At 71.8% G+C, this 19680-nt stretch carries 16 protein-coding genes; 1 reads left to right on the forward strand and 15 read right to left on the reverse strand.

Features of this window, described 5'->3' with window-relative positions; all coding sequences use genetic code 11:
* Positions 1-80: 80 nt before the first annotated feature.
* The 13 genes from H343_RS0118555 to pyrG form a co-directional block, all read right to left on the reverse strand.
* Positions 81-737, reverse strand: a complete 657-nt coding sequence (locus tag H343_RS0118555) for a lysophospholipid acyltransferase family protein (RefSeq protein WP_028432376.1) — start codon at positions 735-737, stop codon at positions 81-83.
* Positions 734-1471 carry a (d)CMP kinase gene (gene cmk, locus H343_RS0118560; protein WP_486586949.1) on the reverse strand — a complete coding sequence of 246 codons (738 nt, stop codon included), beginning with the start codon at positions 1469-1471 and terminating at the stop codon, positions 734-736. Before cmk ends, H343_RS0118555 begins: the two co-directional genes overlap by 4 nt.
* A 255-nt stretch (positions 1472-1726) precedes the next feature.
* Complete coding sequence (locus H343_RS0118565) at positions 1727-2815, reverse strand: prephenate dehydrogenase (RefSeq protein ID WP_028432378.1); 1089 nt, start codon at positions 2813-2815, stop codon at positions 1727-1729.
* On the reverse strand, positions 2815-3177 hold the full coding sequence (gene aroH, locus H343_RS0118570) for a chorismate mutase (RefSeq protein ID WP_028432379.1): 363 nt from the start codon (positions 3175-3177) through the stop codon (positions 2815-2817). The genes H343_RS0118565 and aroH overlap by 1 nt, the downstream gene beginning before the upstream one ends.
* 194 nt (positions 3178-3371) lie before the next feature.
* A complete protein-coding gene (locus H343_RS0118575; protein WP_028432380.1) occupies positions 3372-4667 on the reverse strand; it encodes a pseudouridine synthase in 1296 nt (431 codons plus the stop codon).
* The gene (scpB, locus tag H343_RS0118580; RefSeq protein WP_028432381.1) at positions 4667-5377 is read right to left on the reverse strand and encodes an SMC-Scp complex subunit ScpB; all 711 of its coding nucleotides are present in this window, start codon (positions 5375-5377) and stop codon (positions 4667-4669) included. The genes H343_RS0118575 and scpB overlap by 1 nt, the downstream gene beginning before the upstream one ends.
* Positions 5374-6783 carry a segregation/condensation protein A gene (locus H343_RS0118585; RefSeq protein ID WP_028432382.1) on the reverse strand — a complete coding sequence of 470 codons (1410 nt, stop codon included), beginning with the start codon at positions 6781-6783 and terminating at the stop codon, positions 5374-5376. Before H343_RS0118585 ends, scpB begins: the two co-directional genes overlap by 4 nt.
* Positions 6784-6917: 134 nt before the next feature.
* On the reverse strand, positions 6918-7709 hold the full coding sequence (locus H343_RS0118590; RefSeq protein WP_028432383.1) for a hypothetical protein: 792 nt from the start codon (positions 7707-7709) through the stop codon (positions 6918-6920).
* A complete protein-coding gene (locus tag H343_RS0118595) occupies positions 7706-8899 on the reverse strand; it encodes a ParA family protein (RefSeq protein ID WP_078505854.1) in 1194 nt (397 codons plus the stop codon). Before H343_RS0118595 ends, H343_RS0118590 begins: the two co-directional genes overlap by 4 nt.
* A gap of 342 nt (positions 8900-9241) precedes the next feature.
* Positions 9242-10357, reverse strand: a complete 1116-nt coding sequence (gene ald / locus H343_RS0118600; protein WP_028432385.1) for an alanine dehydrogenase — start codon at positions 10355-10357, stop codon at positions 9242-9244.
* A gap of 224 nt (positions 10358-10581) precedes the next feature.
* On the reverse strand, positions 10582-12687 hold the full coding sequence (locus tag H343_RS0118605) for a tetratricopeptide repeat protein (protein ID WP_028432386.1): 2106 nt from the start codon (positions 12685-12687) through the stop codon (positions 10582-10584).
* A 150-nt stretch (positions 12688-12837) separates the two neighbouring features.
* Positions 12838-13485, reverse strand: a complete 648-nt coding sequence (locus tag H343_RS0118610; protein WP_028432387.1) for an NUDIX hydrolase — start codon at positions 13483-13485, stop codon at positions 12838-12840.
* Between the two features lie 3 nt (positions 13486-13488).
* Complete coding sequence (pyrG, locus tag H343_RS0118615; RefSeq protein ID WP_028432388.1) at positions 13489-15126, reverse strand: CTP synthase; 1638 nt, start codon at positions 15124-15126, stop codon at positions 13489-13491.
* Positions 15127-15620: 494 nt separating this feature from the next.
* On the opposite strand from pyrG, the gene H343_RS0118620 reads away from it, so the two are divergent.
* Positions 15621-17435: a glycoside hydrolase family 15 protein gene (locus tag H343_RS0118620; RefSeq protein WP_028432389.1), complete on the forward strand. Its 1815-nt coding sequence runs from the start codon at positions 15621-15623 to the stop codon at positions 17433-17435.
* Positions 17436-17542: 107 nt separating this feature from the next.
* Here H343_RS0118620 and H343_RS0118625 read toward each other — a convergent pair whose 3' ends face one another.
* Positions 17543-18715, reverse strand: a complete 1173-nt coding sequence (locus H343_RS0118625; RefSeq protein ID WP_028432390.1) for a beta-1,3-glucanase family protein — start codon at positions 18713-18715, stop codon at positions 17543-17545.
* Positions 18712-19671 carry a glycoside hydrolase family 16 protein gene (locus H343_RS0118630; RefSeq protein WP_028432391.1) on the reverse strand — a complete coding sequence of 320 codons (960 nt, stop codon included), beginning with the start codon at positions 19669-19671 and terminating at the stop codon, positions 18712-18714. Before H343_RS0118630 ends, H343_RS0118625 begins: the two co-directional genes overlap by 4 nt.
* Positions 19672-19680 lie beyond the last annotated feature (9 nt).

Here is a 19680-nt window from a genome sequence, read left to right on the forward strand (position 1 = left end):
TCCGTACGGCTCGCTGCTGCGTGTCCGGCAGGGCGCCGGAGGGCGGCTGCCGAGGTGCTCCCGCGGCGGGAGCGGGGCGGTCAGCGTGACGTGCACCGCCGTGCTGCCGCCAGGTGTTCCGTGAGCCTGGCCTGGATGCGCAGGGTCGCCCCGTCCAGCGCCGCGCGCGTACGCCGCCCGCTGCCGTCACCCGCCTCGAACGGGTCTCCGAAGACCACATCGATACGGCTGCGCAGCGCGGGGAGCGCTTTGGCGAGCCTGCCCGAGGTCTCGCCGCCGCCCAGCACGGCCACCGGGACGACGGGCGCACCCGATCGCAGTGCGAAATAGGCCAGCCCGGAGCGCAGCGAGGCGAAGTCGCCCTCTCCGCGCGTGCCTTCGGGGAATATCCCGAGCACTCCCCCGCGCTCCAGGACCCCCAGCGCGCCGACGACGGCGGCCCTGTCGGCGGTGCTGCGGTCCACGCCGATCTGCCCGATCCCGCGCAGGAACGGGGCGAGCGGCCCGACGAAGGCCTCCTGCTTGATGAGGAAGTGCACGGGACGCGGTGCGGTGCCCATCAGCATCGGGCCGTCGACGATGTGGGAGTGGTTGACAGCGAGGATGGCCGGTCCGCTCGCCGGAACCCGCCAGGCACCGAGCACCCGGGGACGCCACAGGCCGTGCATCAGCCCCACGCCGATCCGCCGCCCCGCCGCGGCCCCCCGCTCGCCGGGCACGGAGCCGGTCGAAGTCACTTGGAGATCTGCCCCGCCTTCTCGCTCGTGGGCCCCTCCTGGGCGTCCTGCCGGTTCTTCTCGGCGGAGGCAGCCTCGACGAGGGTGACCACGCACTCCACGACCTGTTCCAGGGTGAGTTCGGTGGTGTCGACCTCCACCGCGTCGTCAGCCTTCTTCAGCGGGGACGTCTTGCGGCCGGAGTCGGCGGCGTCCCGCTTGATCAGCGCCTCACGCGTGGCGGACAGGTCCGTGGCGTCCTTGCCCTTCAGCTCCCCGCTGCGGCGGGAGGCGCGGGCCTCGGGCGAGGCGGTGAGGAAGACCTTCAGGTCGGCGTCGGGCAGCACGGTGGTGCCGATGTCCCGGCCCTCCACCACGATGCCGCCGGCGGCCTCCGCCGCGATGGAGCGCTGCAGCGCGGTGATCCGGCTGCGTACCTCGGGGACGGCGCTGACGGCGCTGACCGCGGCGGTGACCTCCGGGCCACGGATCGGGCCGGAGGCGTCCGCACCGTCGACGGTGATGGCGGGGGCGGCCGGGTCGGTGCCGGAGACGATGACGGGCTCGGCGCAGGCCGCCGCCACCGCTTCAGCGTCGTCCACGGGCACACCGTTGCTCAGCATCCACCAGGTGATCGCTCTGTACTGGGCACCGGTGTCGAGGTAGTTGAGCCGCAGCGCGGCCGCGACGGCCTTGGAGGTGCTGGACTTGCCCGTGCCGGAGGGGCCGTCGATGGCGACAATCACTGCAGACACGCTGTGTGGGACCTTTCTCGGACACGGGGCATGGCAGGTGTGGGCCGAATGGCCCCGGCACCAGGCTACCGGCTGACGGGACCGCCTCCGCCTGCCGCCCTCGTACTGTCACCGCGCCTTCACCGGCCCCTCCGGGCGGGCCCCCGCGTCGTTCGCGGTCTGCCGTACGCCCCCGCCGCGGGCCTCGTACGGCCCGCCGGTCCGCGGGCCGTGTCCGTGCCGACGCACGGGGCACTCCGCCGCCGGTCAGCGGGCTCACTGCCGTCGGATCGCCCATCCCCGGTCGCGCAGCGCCTCCTCGAGAAGCGCGGCCGCGCCCGGGTCGACCATCAGCTGCACATGTCCGGCCTGCCGGCCCGTGGCGTGCTCGATGCGCACGTCCTCGATGTTGACGCCGGCGGAGCCCGCGTCGGCGAAGATCCGTGCCAGTTCGCCGGGGCGGTCACTGATGAGCACGACGACGGTGCGGTAGGCCGCCGGGGCCTGGCCGTGCTTGCCCGGGACCCTCTCCCGGCCGGAGTTCCCGCGGCGCAGGACGTCCTCGATGCCCACGACACCGTCGCCGCGCTTGTCCTCGTCCGCCGAGTCGAGGGCACGCAGCGCCCGTACGGCCTCGTCCAGGTCGACAGCGACGTCGGCCAGGATGTTCGCGACAGGACCGGGGTTGGCGGAGAGGATGTCGACCCACATCGCGGGATCGGAGGCGGCGATACGTGTCACGTCACGGATGCCCTGCCCGCACAGGCGTACGGCCGTCTCGTCGGCGGACTCCAGCCGGGCCGCGATCAGGCTGGACAGGAGCTGCGGCGTGTGCGAGACGAGAGCGACGGCGCGGTCGTGCGCGTCGGCGTCCATCACCACGGGGACGGCGCCGCACAGCGCGATCAGTTCCAGGGCGAGATTGAGCACCTCGGTGTCGGTCTCGCTCGTGGGCGTGAGCACCCAGGGCCGGCCTTCGAAGAGGTCGGCGGTGGCGGCCAGCGGGCCGTTCTGCTCGCGTCCCGACATCGGATGGCTGCCCACGTAGGTGACCGGGTCGCCGCCCAGTTCCCGCAGATCCCGGCGGGGTCCGCCCTTGACGCTGGCGACGTCCAGGCAGCCGCGCGCCAGGCCGCGGCGCTGCACGTCGGCGACGACGTGTGCCACGTGGGCGGGCGGCACGGCCGCGACGGCGAGGTCGACGGGGCCCTCCGGTTCGCTGTCCGTGCCGGCCCCGAGTGCCGTCGCCGTACGGACGCGCTCGGGGTCGCGGTCGGTCAGGTGCACCCGCACGCCCCGTCCGACGAGGGCGAGCGCCGCGGAGGTACCGATGAGTCCCGTACCGATGACGAGGGCTGTACGCATTACTGGGCGATGTCCTTGCGGAGTGCGGCGGCGGCACCGAGATACACGTGATTGATCCCGGACTTCGGCAGCTCCGACTCGAAATGCGCCAGCACCCGCACCACGCGGGGCATGGCGCCAGCGACGTCGAGTTCCTGGGCGCAAATCAGCGGAACGTCCACGATGCCGAGCTTACGGGCGGCGGCGGCCGGGAACTCGCTGTGCAGGTCTGGGGTTGCCGTGAACCAGACGCTGATGAGGTCCTCGGCGCGCAGATGGTTGCGCTCCAGGACGCTGGTCATCAGCTGCGACACCCGCTCGTGCATATGGCCGGCCTCGTCCCGGTCCAGCTGGACGGCGCCCCGCACCGCTCGTACCGCCACGTGCCTGCCCCGCTCCCTGTGCGCTGTGCCTTCTGCCCTCCCCAGCGTAGGTCCGCCCGCCGCACGCGCGCGGGGCGGACCGCACACTGAGACGCCGCGCCGGCGGGGCGGCGGGCGCAGCGGCGGGGAGAGCGGGCGGCGGCCGGACGCGGGAGTCCTCGCGGCCCGCCCGCGCACGCTCCCTCACGGGCTCCTCAGAGGCCGACCTCGTCCATCAGCATGCCGATCTCCGTGTTCGTCATCCTGCGCAGCCAGCCCGACTTCTGGTCGCCCAGGGCGATCGGACCGAAACGGGTGCGCACCAGCCTCTCGACCGGGAAACCCGCCTCGGCGAGCATGCGCCGCACGATGTGCTTGCGGCCCTCGTGCAGGGTGACCTCCACGAGGTAGTTCTTCCCGGTGTTCTCCACGACCTTGAAGTGGTCGGCGCGGGCATAGCCGTCGTCGAGCCTGATGCCGTCCTTGAGGCGCTTGCCCAGGTCGCGCGGGATGGGGCCCTGGATGGCGGCGAGGTAGGTCTTCTTCACTCCGTAGCGGGGGTGGGTGAGGCGGTGTGCCAGCTCACCGTGGTTGGTGAGCAGGATCAGGCCCTCGGTCTCGGTGTCGAGGCGGCCGACGTGGAAGAGGCGGGTCTCCCGGTTCTGGACGTAGTCGCCCAGGCACTGGCGCCCGTCGGGGTCCTCCATCGAGGCGACGACGCCCGCGGGCTTGTTGAGCGCGAAGAAGACGTGCGACTGGGACGCGATGGTCAGGCCGTCGACCTTGATCTCGTCCTTGTCGGGGTCCACGCGGACGCCCTGCTCGACGACGATGCTGCCGTTGACCTCGACCCGCGCCCGCTCGATGAGCTCCTCACAGGCACGGCGCGAGCCCATGCCCGCACGTGCCAGCACCTTCTGCAGCCGCTCGCCCTCCTGCCCGCCGAAGGTCTTGGGCAGCTTGAGCGCGGGCCTGCTGTGACGGGCGCGGTTGCGCTCCTCGATCTGCGCCTCGTACTCGCGGGGACGGGCGGGCGCGGACGCGTTGCGGGCACGGGCCTTGGGGGCTCCGCTCTTGGTGACCTTCCTGGGGCCGGTCTTGGCGGCACTCTTCGCGGCGACGCTCCTCGCGGCGGCGCCCTTCGTGGTGCCGCCCTTCGTGGTGCCGCCCTTCGTGGTGCCGCCCTTCGTGGTGCCGCCCTTCGCGCCGGACTTGCCCGCGGCGGCCTTCTTCGCCGCCGCGCTGCGGGGGCCGCCCGCGGACGGCTTCTTCGCGGCGCCCTTCGGGCCGCCCGCTGCGGACTTCTGTCCGCGCCCGTCCTTACGGGCTCCCGCCTTGCCGCCACCGCCCGTGGGCCGGTCGTCGCCCTTGCCGTAACGGCGCTCCTCCGGCCGCGGACGGCCCGCGCCCTTCTGCGCTCCCCCGCCCCCTCCGGCCGCGCGAGGCGACGGCTTTCCGGTGCCGCCCCTGTTCCTACGGTTGCCGCCAGTGTTGCTGCCGCTGCTTCGCATCAAGTTTCCGTCTGCGTTCTGTCGGGGACTTCATCGCCGCTGTCGTCTACGTCGAACGACGGCATCCCTTCCTGGGAATCCCCCTCGACCGCCTCCGCCTCGGGGAGGAAGGGCGCCAGCTCCGGAAGTTCGTCGAGGCCGCGCAGGCCCAGCCGCTCCAGGAAGTAGTGCGTCGTCCTGTACAGGATCGCACCTGTCTCGGGTTCCGCGCCCGCCTCCTCCACCAGCCCGCGCTGCAGCAGCGTACGCATCACGCCGTCGCAGTTGACCCCGCGGACGGCCGAGACCCGGGAACGGCTCACGGGCTGGCGGTAGGCGACCACGGCCAGCGTCTCCAGCGCGGCCTGTGTGAGCCGGGCCTGCTGCCCGTCGAGCACGAACGACTCGACGGCCTCGGCGTATTCGGCCCGTGTGTAGAAGCGCCAGCCCTCCGCCACCAGACGCAGTTCGAAGCCGCGGTGCTGCCGGTCGTACTCGTCGGCCAGTTCACGCAGCGCGTCGCTGATCTCGCGGCTGCGCCGGCCGAGGACCTTCGCCAGGTGCTCGGCGGTGGCCGGTTCGTCCACGACCATCAGCACGGCCTCCAGGGCCGGCTTGAGCTCCAGTTCACGGACACCGCCGTCGTCGGCCTCCGCATCCGCCTCCGCTTCCGGACCGGGGACACCGCCGGCCGGCTGCGCCTCCTGGATCTCGTAGGTGTCCTCGCTCATGCCTCGATCTCCTTCCCGGGCTCCGGATGCCGCGTCCCCGCCGCGTCCGGCTCCGCCCGCTCTTCCTGCTGCGGGGGCTGCGGTTCCTGCTGCGGGGGCTGCGGTTCCTGGTCGAACTCGTCGGTCACCAGCGGCTGACGGCCCTCCTCGCCGCTCCAGCGGACCGTCAGCGAACCCAGCGCCTCCTCCTGGTCGAGGGAGACGGCACGTTCGCGGTAGAGCTCCAGGAGGGCGAGGAAGCGCGCGACGACGGTCAGGGTGTCCGGCGCGTCCTCGGTCAGCTGCTGGAAGGTGACCTCGCCCAGCTTCCGCAGCCGCGCCACGACCACTTCGGCCTGCTCGCGCACGCTCACCAGCGGCGCGTGGATGTGCTCGACGTACACCTGCGGCTTCGGTTTGGGCCGCATCGCCTTCACCGCGAGACGGGCGAAACCCTCCGGGCCGATGCTGATGGCCACTTCGGGCAGCAGCTCCGCGTGGTGCGGTTCCAGCCCGACCGTACGGGGGTGGCGGTGGTCCTCGTCCGCCATGCGCCCCGCGAAGATTCCGGCGATCTCCTTGTACGCGCGGTACTGCAGCAGCCGCGCGAAGAGCAGGTCGCGCGCCTCCAGCAGGGCGAGATCGGCCTCGTCCTCGACCTCGGCGGCGGGGAGCAGCCGGGCCGCCTTCAGATCGAGCAGGGTGGCCGCGACGACGAGGAATTCGGTGGTCTGGTCGAGGTCCCAGTCCGGGCCCATGGCGTGGATGTAGTCCATGAACTCGTCGGTGACCCGGGAGAGCGCTACCTCGGTGACATCGAGCTTGTGCTTGGAGATCAGCTGCAGCAGAAGGTCGAAGGGGCCTTCGAAGTTGTCGAGGACGACCTTGAAACGCCCGTCGTCGGGCTGCTCCTCGGACTGCTCGGCGGGCTGCTCGGCGGGGGCCCCGGCGGGTACGTCCTCCTCCGGCGTCTCGGGAGGAGCCTCCCCGGTGGCGTCCTGGGGCGGCTCCGACAGGGCCTGTGCGCCCCGCTCCGCCTCCGGCCCGTCCGCGGGCTCCCCGTTCGTCCCGTCCGTTCCCCGGGGCTCCTGAGGGGCCGTCTGACGAAGCTCCGCCGGGGGTTCCGGCGGCGGTCCGGCGGGCCCCTGGCCGTCGCCTGGCGGCGGCGCCGGTGTGACCGGCGGAGGCGCGGGAGCGGGAGCGGGGGGCGGGGCGGCCGGTGCCTGCCCGGTGGCCTCTTCCGGAGCGGATGCCTCTTCCGGCCCGGACGCCTCTTCCCGTGCGGACGCCTCCCGTTCGAGCGGTGCCGCGAGCCCCGGTTCGGCAGGGGGCCCCGCCTCGGGGGCCGGCGATGTCCCCGGTCCCCGCCCGAGGGTGCGGCGGGCGGCGCGAGGTGTCGCCTCGGCGTGGTCGTCAGGAGTGGGCATCGCCCGGCAGCGTACTGGGCCAGGGGCGGTCAGGGCGCTCCGGTTCACTCGTGTGCCCGTGCTTTCACCGTGGTTCCGGCCCACCGTGCCGCGCCCGTGAACGCCTGCGCCGGGGCCGGGCCGGCCGCGAGGGTTCAGCGCCCCCGCAGCCGGCGTACGAGGATGCTCGCCTCGCCGCGGGACTCCAGGTCGGCGAGCACGACGGCGACGGCCTCGCGCACGATACGGCCCCTGTCCACGGCCAGTCCGTGCTCACCGCGCAGGACGAGCCGGGCGTGCTCCAGGTCCATCAGCTCTTCCGCGGAGACATACACCGTGATCTTCTCGTCATGGCGCTCGCGTCCGGTCGGACGGCGGTTCGCGCCACGTCCTCCCCGGCGGGGTGAACCGGCCGCCGCCTGGCGGCCCTTGGGCTCGGGGGAACGTCCCGGCTTCGGCGTCGCCTGCGCCGGCCGGCTTCCGGAGCGCGATGCCGCCTCGGCTGCGCCCTGGCCTTCCTGGCCGCGGCCCCTGCCCGCCCCCTGCGGAACTCCCTGGCCCGGCACGGCGGGACGCTGAGCGGCCGGCTTCCGGTCCGTGCCGCCGCGTTCGCGGCCGTGCTCGGCGCCGCTCTCCCCCGCGGGCCCGCCGTCGGGACCGGACGCGCCCGCCTCGGACCCGGACTCCCCGCCCTCCCCCACGGCGCTGTGCTCGTCGCCGGGGCCTTCGCCGGCCGCCTCGCGCGCGCCTCCGGAGGCCGCCTCGGCGGCCGGCTCCGCGCCGCCTTCGCCGTCAGGCCCGGCCGCGGGGGCCGGTACCCGCTTCGAGGCGGGTGCCTCCTTGCCGGAGGGCTCCTCGCCGTTGTGGTGCTGCTGTGCGGGGGTGGAGGGCTGTACGGCCGACCCCCCGGTCGTACGGAACAGTTCGTCAGCTGCCGGGAGACTCACTCGGCGTGGCACCGGGCGAGCACCTCCCTGGCGAGCTGGCGATAGGCGGCGGCACCGACCGAGTTGGAGGCGTACGTCGTGATCGGCTCGCCGGCGACGGTGGTCTCGGGGAAGCGCACGGTCCGCCCGATGACCGTGTGGTAGACGTTCTCGTCGAACGCCTCGACGACACGTGCCAGCACCTCACGGCTGTGCACGGTGCGGGAGTCGTACATCGTCGCCAGGATGCCGTCGAGCTCCAGCTCGGGGTTGAGCCGCTCCTGCACCTTCTCGATCGTCTCGGTCAGCAGGGCCACACCGCGCAGCGCGAAGAACTCGCACTCCAGCGGCACGATGACCTTGTGGGCGGCGGTCAGCGCGTTCACCGTCAGCAGGCCGAGCGAGGGCTGGCAGTCGATGACGATGAAGTCGTAGTCGCTCAGCAGCGGCTGCAGCGCGCGCTGCAGCGTCGACTCGCGGGCGACCTCGCTCACCAGCTGCACCTCTGCGGCCGACAGGTCGATGTTGCTGGGCAGCAGGTCCATTCCCGCGACCGCCGTCTTCAGCAGCACCTCGTCGTGCGCCAGGCCCCGCTCCATCAGCAGGTTGTAGACGGTGAGTTCGAGCTCCATCGGGTTCACCCCGAGCCCTACCGACAGGGCGCCCTGCGGGTCGAAGTCGACCAGCAGCACGCGGCGTCCGTACTCCGCGAGCGCCGCGCCCAGGTTGATGGCCGACGTCGTCTTGCCGACGCCGCCCTTCTGGTTGCACATCGCGATGATCTTCGCGGGGCCCGGCTCGCTGACCGGCCCGGGGATCGGGAAGTACGGCAGGGGGCGGCCGGTGGGGCCGATGCGCTCGCGGCGCTGCCGTGCGGCGTCGGGGGCGAGGGTGGCCGCGTACTCGGGGTCCGGTTCGTATTCCGCGTCCGGATCGTAGAAGTGCCCTTCGGGCAGCTCGCCGTAGGCGACGCGGTGCGGGTCACTGTAGTCGGCGAGTTCGGCGGACTGATCGCCCGCGGAGTTGCCGGCCATGGCGTTCACTTGGCGGCCGTCCATGCTCTGGTGGGCTGTGGGGATCGGTGATGCGTTCTGGTACGCGGCGAAGGTGCGGACAGCGACGGAGCCGACTTCCTCCGGCCCCGAGGACTCCTGGCCCCGCGCAGGTGCTCCTGGTCGACCACCCCCGGGAGAAAATGTCGACTCATTCACAAGTCGTCCTACCTCCTTGGTGACCAGGAAACTTCTAGACAGGTCAGCGTGACACCATGCCGACGATTGGCGACTCTATGGCGTGTCGGCGGTAGTCAGCAACACAATCCGCCGGAGACGGCACGATGTGTCGAGCAGCCAACACTCCGCTGTCAAGAGGCAATGAGCGCCGCGACGCCTGTCAGGGTGCGGCGCAAAACGGTCGAGAGAGTTACGTTCACGGCGAGTTGAGCCCCCGGCCCGGGCACATACGGCACACCGGCCGCCCCCTTTCACGGACGGGGAGCGGCCGGTGATACGCCGTCGCGGAGATTGACGTGGGCGGTTGACGGGCGTGCCGAATCAGCCCAGCAGCGTTGCCAGTTCGCGGCTCTCCATCCCGTGGGCCTCGGCGACCGGGCCGTAAAAGACCTCACCGTCATGGACGTTGAGCCCCTTGGCCAGCGTCACGTCCCGGCGCAGGGCCTCCCGCCAGCCGCGGTCGGCCAGTTCGACGATGTAGGGCAGCGTCGCGTTGGTGAGCGCGTACGTCGAGGTACTGGGCACCGCGCCGGGCATGTTGGCGACGCAGTAGAAGACCGAGTCGTGCACCTTGAAGGTCGGCTCCGCGTGCGTCGTCGGACGCGCGTCCTCGAAGCAGCCGCCCTGGTCGATCGCGATGTCGACAAGGACACTTCCCGGCTTCATGCGGGACACCAGCTCGTTGCTGACCAGCTTCGGCGCCTTCGCCCCCGGAATGAGCACCGCGCCGACGACCAGGTCCGCGTCGAGGACGGCACGCTCCAGCTCGTACGCGTTGGAGGTGACCGTACGCACCTTGGTGCCGAAGATCCGGTCGGCCTCGCGCAGCTTGTTGACGTCCTTGTCGAGCAGCGTGACGTGGAAGCCAAGCCCGGTGGCGATCTGCGTGGCGTTCCAGCCGGAGACGCCGCCGCCGATGACGACCGCACGTCCCGCCTGCACACCCGGCACACCGCCCGGCAGCACGCCGCGGCCGCCCGCGGAACGCATCAGGTGGTACGCGCCGACCTGGGGCGCGATCCTTCCGGCGACCTCGGACATCGGGGCGAGCAGCGGCAGCGCGCGGTTCGCGCTCTCCACGGTCTCGTAGGCGATGGCGGTGGTCCCCGACTCCAGCAGGGCGTCGGTGCACTCGCGGGAGGCGGCGAGGTGGAGGTAGGTGAAGAGCGTCTGGTCCTTGCGCAGGCGCCCGTACTCCTCGGCGACGGGCTCCTTGACCTTCAGCACCATGTCGGCGGTGTCCCACACCTCGTCGGCGGTGCCGAGGATCACGGCTCCGGCGGCGACGTACTCCTCGTCCGGGATGGAGGAGCCCGTGCCGGCGCCCGCCTCCACGGTGACCTGGTGTCCGTTGCGTACGAGTTCGTGCGCCCCGGCCGGGGTGATGGCCACGCGGAACTCGTTGTTCTTGACCTCGCGGGGGATGCCGACCTTCACGTCGATCACGGTCCTTGACTCTGGGATTCTCGGAAGCTTTCACGTCGGTGGACGCCGGAAGCACCCGTGGCACACATCCCGTTTCGGCAGCACATAAGAGGCATGCCGGAAGTTGTCCGGACGGCCACGGCTCCGCCAGTCTAATGAAGGATGCCGCGCTGTCCAGCCTTACAAACAAGGAATCTTTTCATTGTTGACTATTGGTTTCGCAGGTCCACCCTGCGTCACGCCCGCTCATCACAAGTATTCAGCAGCTCATCGGCCGCACGGCGGTGCCCACGTCCCGCACGGACATCGCCGGTCCTGTCGCACGCGTCGGCCAGCCTCAGCAGCAGCGCTGCCTCCAGCCGCACGTCGGCGGCCGCACGCGCGGCCTCCCGCGCCTGGCGGAAGGCGCGCACCGACTCCTGCGGGCGGCCCGCCAGTTCGTGGGTCCTGGCGACCTCGCCCAGTGCGCGCGCGTGGGCCCTCGCGTCCCCCAGCCTGCGGAAGGCCGCGGCGGCGGCACGCCACTCGCGCAGCGCGTCACCGAAGCACCCGGCGCGGCAGTGCACGGAGCCCAGACGCCCGTGCAGCCGTGCCGCCGCCGCGCGGGCGTCCCTGGTCTGGTGGAGCTGCAGAGCCCGCCCGTACCAGTCGGCGGCACGCTCCCAGTCACCCAGGTCCTCGTAGGTGCCGCCGATGGACTCCAGCGCCCGCCCGGCCGCGAGGTGGTCCGGCCCGCCGCGCCCCGCTCCGGCCCTCTCCCCCGAGCGCCGCGGCGGGCTCACCTCGCGGGCCGCGTCGAGGGCGGCGCGGTAGCGCGCGAGAGCACGCGGATGCCGGCCCGTACGGGCGTCCAGGTCACCGAGGTTGAGCAGCGCGGCGGCCCTCTCCCGCTGGAGGCCCGAGCGCTGTGCGACGTCGAGTACGAGTTCGTGCAGCCGGTACAGCTCGGGCGCGGCCTCCTCCGGCGAGCGGTGGGCGTCGAAGGCGCGGGCGAGGGCGGAGACCAGGCGCCGGGCCAGGCCGTCCAGCCGTCCCTCGCCCTCGGCGACGGCGAGCCGGGCGGCGGCGAGCACGTACGGGCGCCGGGCCCTCAGCCACTCGCACGCGGCGGCGGCGGTGCCGAAGCGGACGGTTCGCGGCACGAACGCCAGCCTTCTGCGGGCGTCGGAGCCCTCCGGTTCGGTGACGGCGTGGCAGGCCGTGAGCTGCCGCACGGTCCGCTCCAGCATCCGCGCACGCGCGAGCATCACCTCCTCGGGGCCCTCGTGCTCGTCGAGTTCGGCGCGCAGCAGCGGGTCCAGGCAGGGCGGCACCTCGTAACAGCCGGGCGCGTACGTGCTCGTGCGCAGCAGCCCGAGCCGCTGGAACTCCTCCAGGATGCCGCGGGCGGTGCCCACCGAACATCCCGAGAGCGAGGAGGCGGTGTGCGCGTCCGCCAGCCCGGCCGGCGCCAGTGCCAGCATGCGCAGGACACGGGAGGGCTGCCTGGCCAGCGAGTCGGCCACCAGCCGGAAGGCACGCTCCAGCGGGTCGGTGCCGGGGTGCGCCTGAAGCCGGCCGGCCGCGTCGGCGACGGAGAGCCTGGGCCGTGCCGCGAGCCAGCCGCCCACCATGATCAGCGCGGCGGGCAGGTCGCCGCACGCCTCGGCCACCTTCTCGGCGCTGCGCGGGTCGACGGTGGTGCGGTGCGGAGCACCGGCGTGCGCGGCCAGGAGGGAGACGGCAGCGGCCCGGCCGAGTCCGCCCAGCGTGCAGGGACGTACGTCCGGAACGCCGCTCAGCGGCCCGGAGGCCACCGCGACGAGGAGGGTGCCGCGGTTGTCCGGCAGCAGGTCGAGCAACTGCTCGGAGCCGGCCACGTCGTCGAGGAGGAGGAGTACGCGCCGCTGCCCCAGCGCGGCCCGCAGTGTGTCGGTCAGTTCGTCCTCGCCGGCGCCGGCGGGCACGGGGTCGGGCCCGAGGGCGGCGAGCAGGTCACGGACGGTGCGCTCCGTCGGTACGGGTGCGCCGCCGGGGTCGGTCAGCCGGGCCCGCAGCACCCCGTCGGGGAAATTGCCCGCCACCCGGCGCACGAACTCCTCGGCCAGCGCCGTACGTCCCGAGCCGGCCCTGCCCGCGACGAGCAGCACACGGCTGTGCGGGGAGGGTCGGCCGGAGAGGGTGTGGAGCCCCGCGCGCTCCATGTCGGCGCGCATCTCCTCCAGTTCGCACTCACGGCCCACGAAACCCTCGTCGGCCGGGGCCGCTTCGCCGGAGCCGGTGCCCGGCCTCTGCCCGCCGGAGGCTTCGGTGCCCTGCCCGGGTGCGCCGGCGCCCGCCGGCTGCACCGCCTGATCCGTCACGGGCCACGCTCCCGTCCACCTGCGCCTGCGCCTGCGTACGAACCCGCCGCTGCCGCGAGCGGGAACCCACAGAGCGTAGTTCACCGCAGGCGGCGGGGGCGGTACGCGCGGCGCGCCCGGCGGGCGCTGCGCGGCGGTCTGTGGCCCCTGCTACTCCTCGAAGGGGCGGGCGGGCCACGGGGCGCCGGCCGGCCGCAGCGAGTCCACGCCGGGGCCCGAACGGGCGGCGGTCAGGGCGAGGACGCCCACCACGAGGCAGTTGTTGTGCAGCTCCCCCACGAGCGCGCCCCGTACGAGATCCTCCAGCGGCACCCGGGCCAGCTCCATGTCGGCCTCCTCCTCGGAGACTTCGAAGCGTTCGCCCTCGGCCGTGCGGATGTCGCGGGCGAGGAAGATGCGTACGGCCTCGTCGCAGCCGCCGGGCGTGGTGTAGACGTCGGTGAGCACGTGCCACTCGCCGGCCTTGACGTGCGCCTCCTCGTACAGCTCCCGCTGGGCGGCGTGCAGCGGGTTCTCCCCGGGGACGTCGAGCAGGCCGGCGGGGATCTCCCACAGCTTCTGCCGGACGGGGTGGCGGTACTGGCTCAGCACCAGCACCCGGTCCTCCTCGTCCAGCGCGAGGACGGCGACCGAGCCGGGGTGGACCTGGTAGTCGCGGCGCACGGTGGAGCCGTCCGGCATGACCACGTCGTCGGTGCGCACGCTGGTCTTCTTGCCGCGGAAGGGCACCTCGGTCGCGGTGACCTCCCACTCCTGCGGTGAGTCGACGACGCGTGCTTCAGCCTTTCGCTGCGTCATGTCTCAGCCCTCGCCCTGCTGCCGTGCCACGGCGGCCCTGACCAGGCCGGCGAAGAGCGGATGCGGGCGCGTGGGCCGGGAGCGCAGCTCCGGGTGGGCCTGGGTGGCGACCAGGTACGGGTGCACCTCACGCGGGTACTCCAGGTACTCCACGAGCTTGTTGTCGGGCGAGGTGCCGGAGAAGATCAGGCCGGCCTTCTTCTCCAGCTCGCCGCGGTAGGCGTTGTTGACCTCGTAGCGGTGCCGGTGGCGCTCCTCGACGTAGGGCTCACCGCCGTGGACCTCCCGCACGATCGAGCCCTCGGCGAGCTTGGCGGGGTAGAGGCCCAGGCGCATGGTGCCGCCCATGTCGCCGTCGCCGGCGACGATGTCGAGCTGCTCGGCCATGGTGGAGACGACCGGGTGTGCCGTCGCCTGCTCGAACTCCGTCGAGTTGGCGCCCTCGATGCCCGCGAGGTGCCGCGCCGCCTCGATGACGATGCACTGCAGGCCCAGGCAGAGACCGAGGAGCGGGACGCCCCTCTCGCGGGCGTAGGTGATGGTGGAGACCTTGCCCTCCACGCCGCGCTCGCCGAAACCGCCGGGGATGCAGATCGCGTCGCAGTCGCCGAGCTGCTCGCGGGCGCCCTCCGCCGTGCGGCAGTCGTCGGAGGTGACCCACTTGACCTTCACGCGGGCGTTGTTGGCGAATCCGCCGGCGCGCAGGGCCTCGGTGACGGACAGATACGCGTCGGGCAGGTCGATGTACTTGCCCACCAGCGCGACCGTGACCTCGTGGGCGGGGTCGTGGACGCGGCGCAGCAGATCGTCCCACTGCGTCCAGTCCACGTCGCGGAAGGGCAGGTCCAGCTTCCGTACGACGTAGGCGTCCAGTCCCTCGGCGTGCACCATCTTGGGGATGTCGTAGATGGAGGGCGCGTCCTTGCAGGCGATGACGGCGGCGTCGTCCACGTCGCACATCAGGGAGATCTTGCGCTTGATGGAGCGCGGCACCTCGCGGTCGGCGCGCAGGACGATCGCGTCGGGCTGGATGCCGATGCTGCGCAGCGCCGCGACGGAGTGCTGGGTGGGTTTGGTCTTCAGTTCGCCCGAGGGCCCGATGTAGGGCAGCAGGGAGATGTGCACGACGAAGACGTTGTCCCGGCCGACCTCGTGGCGGACCTGGCGTACGGCCTCCAGGAAGGGCAGCGACTCGATGTCGCCGACGGTGCCGCCGACCTCGGTGATGACGACGTCGACGTCGTCGGTGGCCATGCGGCGGATGCGGTGCTTGATCTCGTTGGTGATGTGCGGGATGACCTGCACGGTGTCGCCCAGGTAGTCGCCGCGCCGCTCCTTGGCGATCACGGAGGAGTAGATCTGCCCGGTGGTGACGTTGGCGGAGCCGTCGAGGTCGACGTCGAGGAAGCGCTCGTAGTGCCCGATGTCCAGGTCGGTCTCGGCCCCGTCGTTGGTGACGAAGACCTCACCGTGCTGGAAGGGGTTCATCGTGCCCGGGTCGACGTTCAGATACGGGTCGAGCTTCTGCATCGTGACGCGCAGGCCCCGTGCCTTGAGCAGCGCCCCCAGGCTGGAGGCGGTGAGCCCCTTGCCGAGCGAGGAGGCCACACCCCCCGTGACGAAGAGGTGCTTGGTCGTCATGCTTGTGGGCGGCGTTGGCAAGAGGTGCTCCCGTGGTCGCGAGGTGGGGTGCGCACCGGCGCCCCTGACCTCACCACGCACTGGTGCGGGGCGGGTGTGCTCAGGGATACCGTCGCTGCGGCTCGGGGGGCTGCCGTGCCGGAGATTCGGGACGAATCCGAGAACTCTCGCCCACCGGTCCACGGGCGACCAGCGTATCAGCGACGGTCCGCGGCCGTACCGCTCGTGGCGGCGACCCTCGCACATCCCCTCCGACCCGCACATTCGGGCGTCCGGGCACGTTTTCCGTCTCGCGGCGTGAGCGCCCGGTTGCGGGTGGTGAGGGGTCTGACGCAAGCTCACCTCATCGGCTCATCCGTCCTGTGGCGAGCGTGGGAAAAGTGGCTTCGCTCCGTCGTATCCTGCTCGGACGCTCGATCGGAGATGGGATCGGGCCGTAAGGAAATTCGCAGGTCATCGCACGTCCCACGGGGCGAGCCGCAGTTCGACTGGAGATGCACGTGGCTGGGCGCATCGAGGATTACGCACTCATCGGGGACATGCAGACCGCCGCCCTGATCGGCCGGGACGGGTCGGCGGACTGGCTGTGTCTGCCGCGCTTCGATTCCCATGCGGTCTTCGCGAGTCTTCTGGGTACGGAGGAGCACGGCTTCTGGCGGGTGGGGCCCGCACAGACCGGCGGAGGTGAGCCGCCCAGGGCGGACCGCAGGCGCTACCGCGGCGACTCGCTCGTCCTGGAGTCCGAGTGGGACACCCCCCGCGGCACCGTCCGGGTCATCGACTTCATGCCGCCCCGTGAGCAGCACGCGCCGCAGCTGGTGCGGATCGTGGAGGGCGTCAGCGGCCGGGTGCCGATGACCTCCGCGCTGCGGATGCGCTTCTCCTACGGCTGGGTCGTGCCGTGGGTGCAGCAGATCGAGGGCCGTACGGTCGCGGTCGCCGGGCCCGACTCGGTGTGGCTGGACACCGGGGCCGACACCTACGGCGAGGACCTGACCACCTACTCCGACTTCACCGTCGCGCCCGGCGAGCGGGTCGCCTTCGCCATCAGCTGGCGGGCCTCCCACAAGAGCCCCCCGCCCGCGCCGGACGCGGAGGCCGCGCTGGAGGCCACGGAGGAGTTCTGGCGCGAGTGGGTCGACCACTGCACGTACCACGGCCCCTACCGGGAAGCGGTCGTACGGTCGCTGATCACCCTCAAGGCGCTGACGTACGCCCCGACAGGCGGCATCGTCGCCGCCCCCACCACGTCGCTGCCGGAGTGCATCGGCGGGATGCGCAACTGGGACTACCGCTTCACCTGGCTGCGGGACGCGGCGATCACACTGTCCTCGCTGCTGCGCACCGGCTACCACCAGGAGGCACTGGCCTGGCGGGAGTGGCTGCTGCGCGCCGTCGCGGGCGATCCGGAGAACCTCCAGATCATGTACGGCATCGCGGGCGAGCGGGAGTTGAGCGAGGCGGAGCTGAACTGGCTGCCCGGCTACGAGAATTCGGTGCCCGTACGGATCGGGAACGGCGCGGCGGGACAGCTCCAGCTCGACGTGTACGGCGAGGTCACCGAGGCTCTGCACCTGGCTCACATGACCGGCCTCGCCCGCAACGACTACGCCTCGCTGCTCCAGCTCAAGCTCATCGGCTACCTCGAGGACCACTGGGACGAGCCGGACGAGGGAATCTGGGAAGTGCGCGGCCCGCGGCGGCACTTCGTGCACTCCAAGGTGATGGCGTGGGTCGCCGTCGACCGGACGGTCAAGCTGATCGAGTCCGGCGAGGTCGACGGGCCGCTGGAGCGTTGGCGCGACCTGCGCGACGACATCCACCGCGACGTGTGCGAGAAGGGTTACGACAAGGAGCGCAACACCTTCACCCAGTCCTACGGTTCGAAGGAGCTGGACGCCTCACTGCTGCTGATCCCGCAGATGGGCTTCCTGCCGCCGGACGACAAGCGCGTCATCGGGACGGTGGAGGCGATCCAGCGGGAGCTGTCCACGGAGGACGGCTTCGTGATGCGCTACCCCACCTCGCAGGGGGACGACGGCAACGTCGACGGACTGGCGGGCGAGGAGGGCGCGTTCCTGGCGTGCTCGTTCTGGCTCGCGGACGACCTCGCGATGATCGGCAGGGTCGAGGAGGCGCGCAAGCTCTTCGAGCGTCTGCTCTCCCTCCGCAACGACCTGGGGCTGCTCGCCGAGGAGTGGGACTCGCAACTGCAGCGCCAGGTGGGCAACTTCCCGCAGGCGTTCAGCCATGTGCCGCTGATCGACACGGCGCTGCGGCTCACCGCCTCCGGCGCCTACGGCGGCTGAGCGGGCGGAACCAACCGGCGAGGCAGTCGGCTGACGCGCGTACGCCCGCTGTCCGGTGGAGTCCGGCAGCGGGCGTACGGGTGTTCCGGGGCCCTTCGGGCAGGCCCTCAGAACGGGGTGAGCGTCAGCGTGATCTCGCTGGCCGCTCCGTCCTCGATGTAGGAGGCGAACCCGGCGACGTCGTCGAAGGCGAAGCCGTAGGCCTTGCCGTCCTCGGTCGCGGCGTGCATGGCCTTGACGTAGTGGTGGACGGTGTCCCCCTTGAAGAACTCGGCGGGGTCGGTGGTGGGCTGGGCCGCGTGCGTCAGCAGCGTGGTGCGGTTGAACGCGGCGCCCAGGATCGCGGCGACGGGCCCGGTGGTGCCGTCGTTCGGGGCGGCGAGGGCGCCGTCGCAGAAGAGGACGTCCTTCGTGGTGGGCTTGGAGAAGGAGACCTCGGCCGGCCCGGTGAAGGAGAACGTGTCGCCGCTGACCCTGCCGGTGAACTCGCCGGCGTTGGTCGTGACGACGAGGTCCTTGCCGGAGTACGCGCTCCACACCTCGTCGATGTAGCCGTCGAAGTAGCTCTCCGAGAACTTCCCCGCGCCCATGCCGTGACCCGGCGCGATGACGCGCTTGTCGTCGATCACCAGATCGGAGAAGCCCTCGGCGCCGCCGACGTCCTGGAAGATCTTGTCCCGCGCTCCCTGCTTCAGCTTGCCGGCCGTCTGGTCGTTGTCCCCCTTGAGCTGGATGGAGAGCGGGACGCTGAACATGTCGACCATGGTGGTGTTGCAGTACATCGCGCCGTCCCGGTAGGTGAACTCGGCGCAGTCGTGCATCACCCCGAAGTTGGGGTCGGACTCGACCCAGGCCGCCGGGTAGGCGAGCGCGGCCTTGCCGTCGCCGCCTTCGACCGCCTTGAACTTCAGTTTTTCGCCCAGCGCGAAGTAGATGCGCCCGGACATCTCCGGAAGCTGAAGGGTCGTCACACCGCTGGCCGCGAGCGGGATCGCGTAGTCGGTGAAGCCGTCCTCGCCGTTGTCCCCGATGGCGACGGGCTTCAGTTCGCCCTCGGGGGTGACGCGGACCTGGTTGGTGCCGTCGTTGCCGACGATGTAGACGTGGACCGAGGTGTTGTCGTACTCACCGCTGTTGTTGACGATCTTCAGCGGCATGGCTGCGGCCCTGCCCGCCGGCCTGCGGGTCACGGCGCCCGCCTGGGTCACCAGGAGCCCGGCGGCGGGCGCGGCGACGGCTGCGGCTGTGACACCACGGATGAGAGACCTGCGGCTGATCACTTGGAGGCACCTCCGGTGCTGCTTTCGACGGACACGTAGTCCACGGTCATGGAATGGCCGGGCTGGGTTGCGGCGACGGGTGTCTGCTGACCGGCGACGCCGTCGGGGAAGGCTCCGCCCATGGCCAGGTTCAGCAGGATGAAGTGGCCGTGGTCGGTGGCGTCGGCCCAGGTCTGGGCGTCCAGGTCGGTCTCCTTGACGGAGTGGTACTGCTCGCCGTCGACGTACCAGCGCAGTTCCTCGGTCTCGCCGCTGCGGTCCAGCTCCAGGGCGTACTCGTGGAATTCCGTCTTGCAGGAGCCGGTGCACTCGCGTGCCTGGCCGATGCCGGTCGACTCGTTGCACGGCCCACCCGGGTTGGTGCCGCAGTGCAGCACGCCGTGGGTGGTGTTCTCGCCGTTGACGTTCTCCATGATGTCGAACTCGCCGACGCCGGGCCAGTTCTGGTAGTTGCCGCGGAAGTCCTCACCGAGGGTCCAGAAGGCGGGCCAGTAGCCCAGGGCCTCCTCGCCGGAGACGTCGGGCAGCTTGATGCCCGCCGATATGCGCATCACACCGCCCTCGGGGGCCGCGAAGTCGGTGCGCTGGGTCTCGATGCGGCTGGAGGTCCACTTGTCACCGTCCTTCAGTGCGGTGATCTTCAGGTGGCCCTCGCCGTCGAGCTGCACGTTCTCCGGGCTGTCGGTGTACTCCTGCACCTCGCCGGTACCCCAGTTGGGGGCCCCGCCCGGATAGCTGTGCCCCTTGTCGATGATCCAGTCCTCGCTGGAGGGGAGGGTCCCGGCATCTCCGTCGAAGTCCGTGCGCCAGACCTCGGCGAGGGCCGCCGCCTTCTGCTGGGACGGCTTCGCGCTGCCGTCCTCCTGTGCGGCCGCCGGGGCCACGTATGTGCCTACGGCCGCGAGCATCGCGACACCAGCGACTGCCCAGCGCCGTCTGCCGTTCTTGAAAAGCATGACCTACGC

The organism is Streptomyces sp. TAA204 (genome assembly GCF_000424965.1).

Coding starts and splice junctions, on each gene's coding strand:
- H343_RS0118565 (WP_028432378.1), bottom strand. CDS start 2,815: ATGCGTACAGCCCTCGTCATCGGTACGGGACTCATCGGTACCTCCGCG.
- H343_RS0118575 (WP_028432380.1), bottom strand. CDS start 4,667: ATGCGAAGCAGCGGCAGCAACACTGGCGGCAACCGTAGGAACAGGGGC.
- scpB (WP_028432381.1), bottom strand. CDS start 5,377: ATGAGCGAGGACACCTACGAGATCCAGGAGGCGCAGCCGGCCGGCGGT.
- H343_RS0118585 (WP_028432382.1), bottom strand. CDS start 6,783: ATGCCCACTCCTGACGACCACGCCGAGGCGACACCTCGCGCCGCCCGC.
- H343_RS0118610 (WP_028432387.1), bottom strand. CDS start 13,485: ATGACGCAGCGAAAGGCTGAAGCACGCGTCGTCGACTCACCGCAGGAG.
- pyrG (WP_028432388.1), bottom strand. CDS start 15,126: ATGACGACCAAGCACCTCTTCGTCACGGGGGGTGTGGCCTCCTCGCTC.
- H343_RS0118620 (WP_028432389.1), top strand. CDS start 15,621: ATGCACGTGGCTGGGCGCATCGAGGATTACGCACTCATCGGGGACATG.
- H343_RS0118630 (WP_028432391.1), bottom strand. CDS start 19,671: ATGCTTTTCAAGAACGGCAGACGGCGCTGGGCAGTCGCTGGTGTCGCG.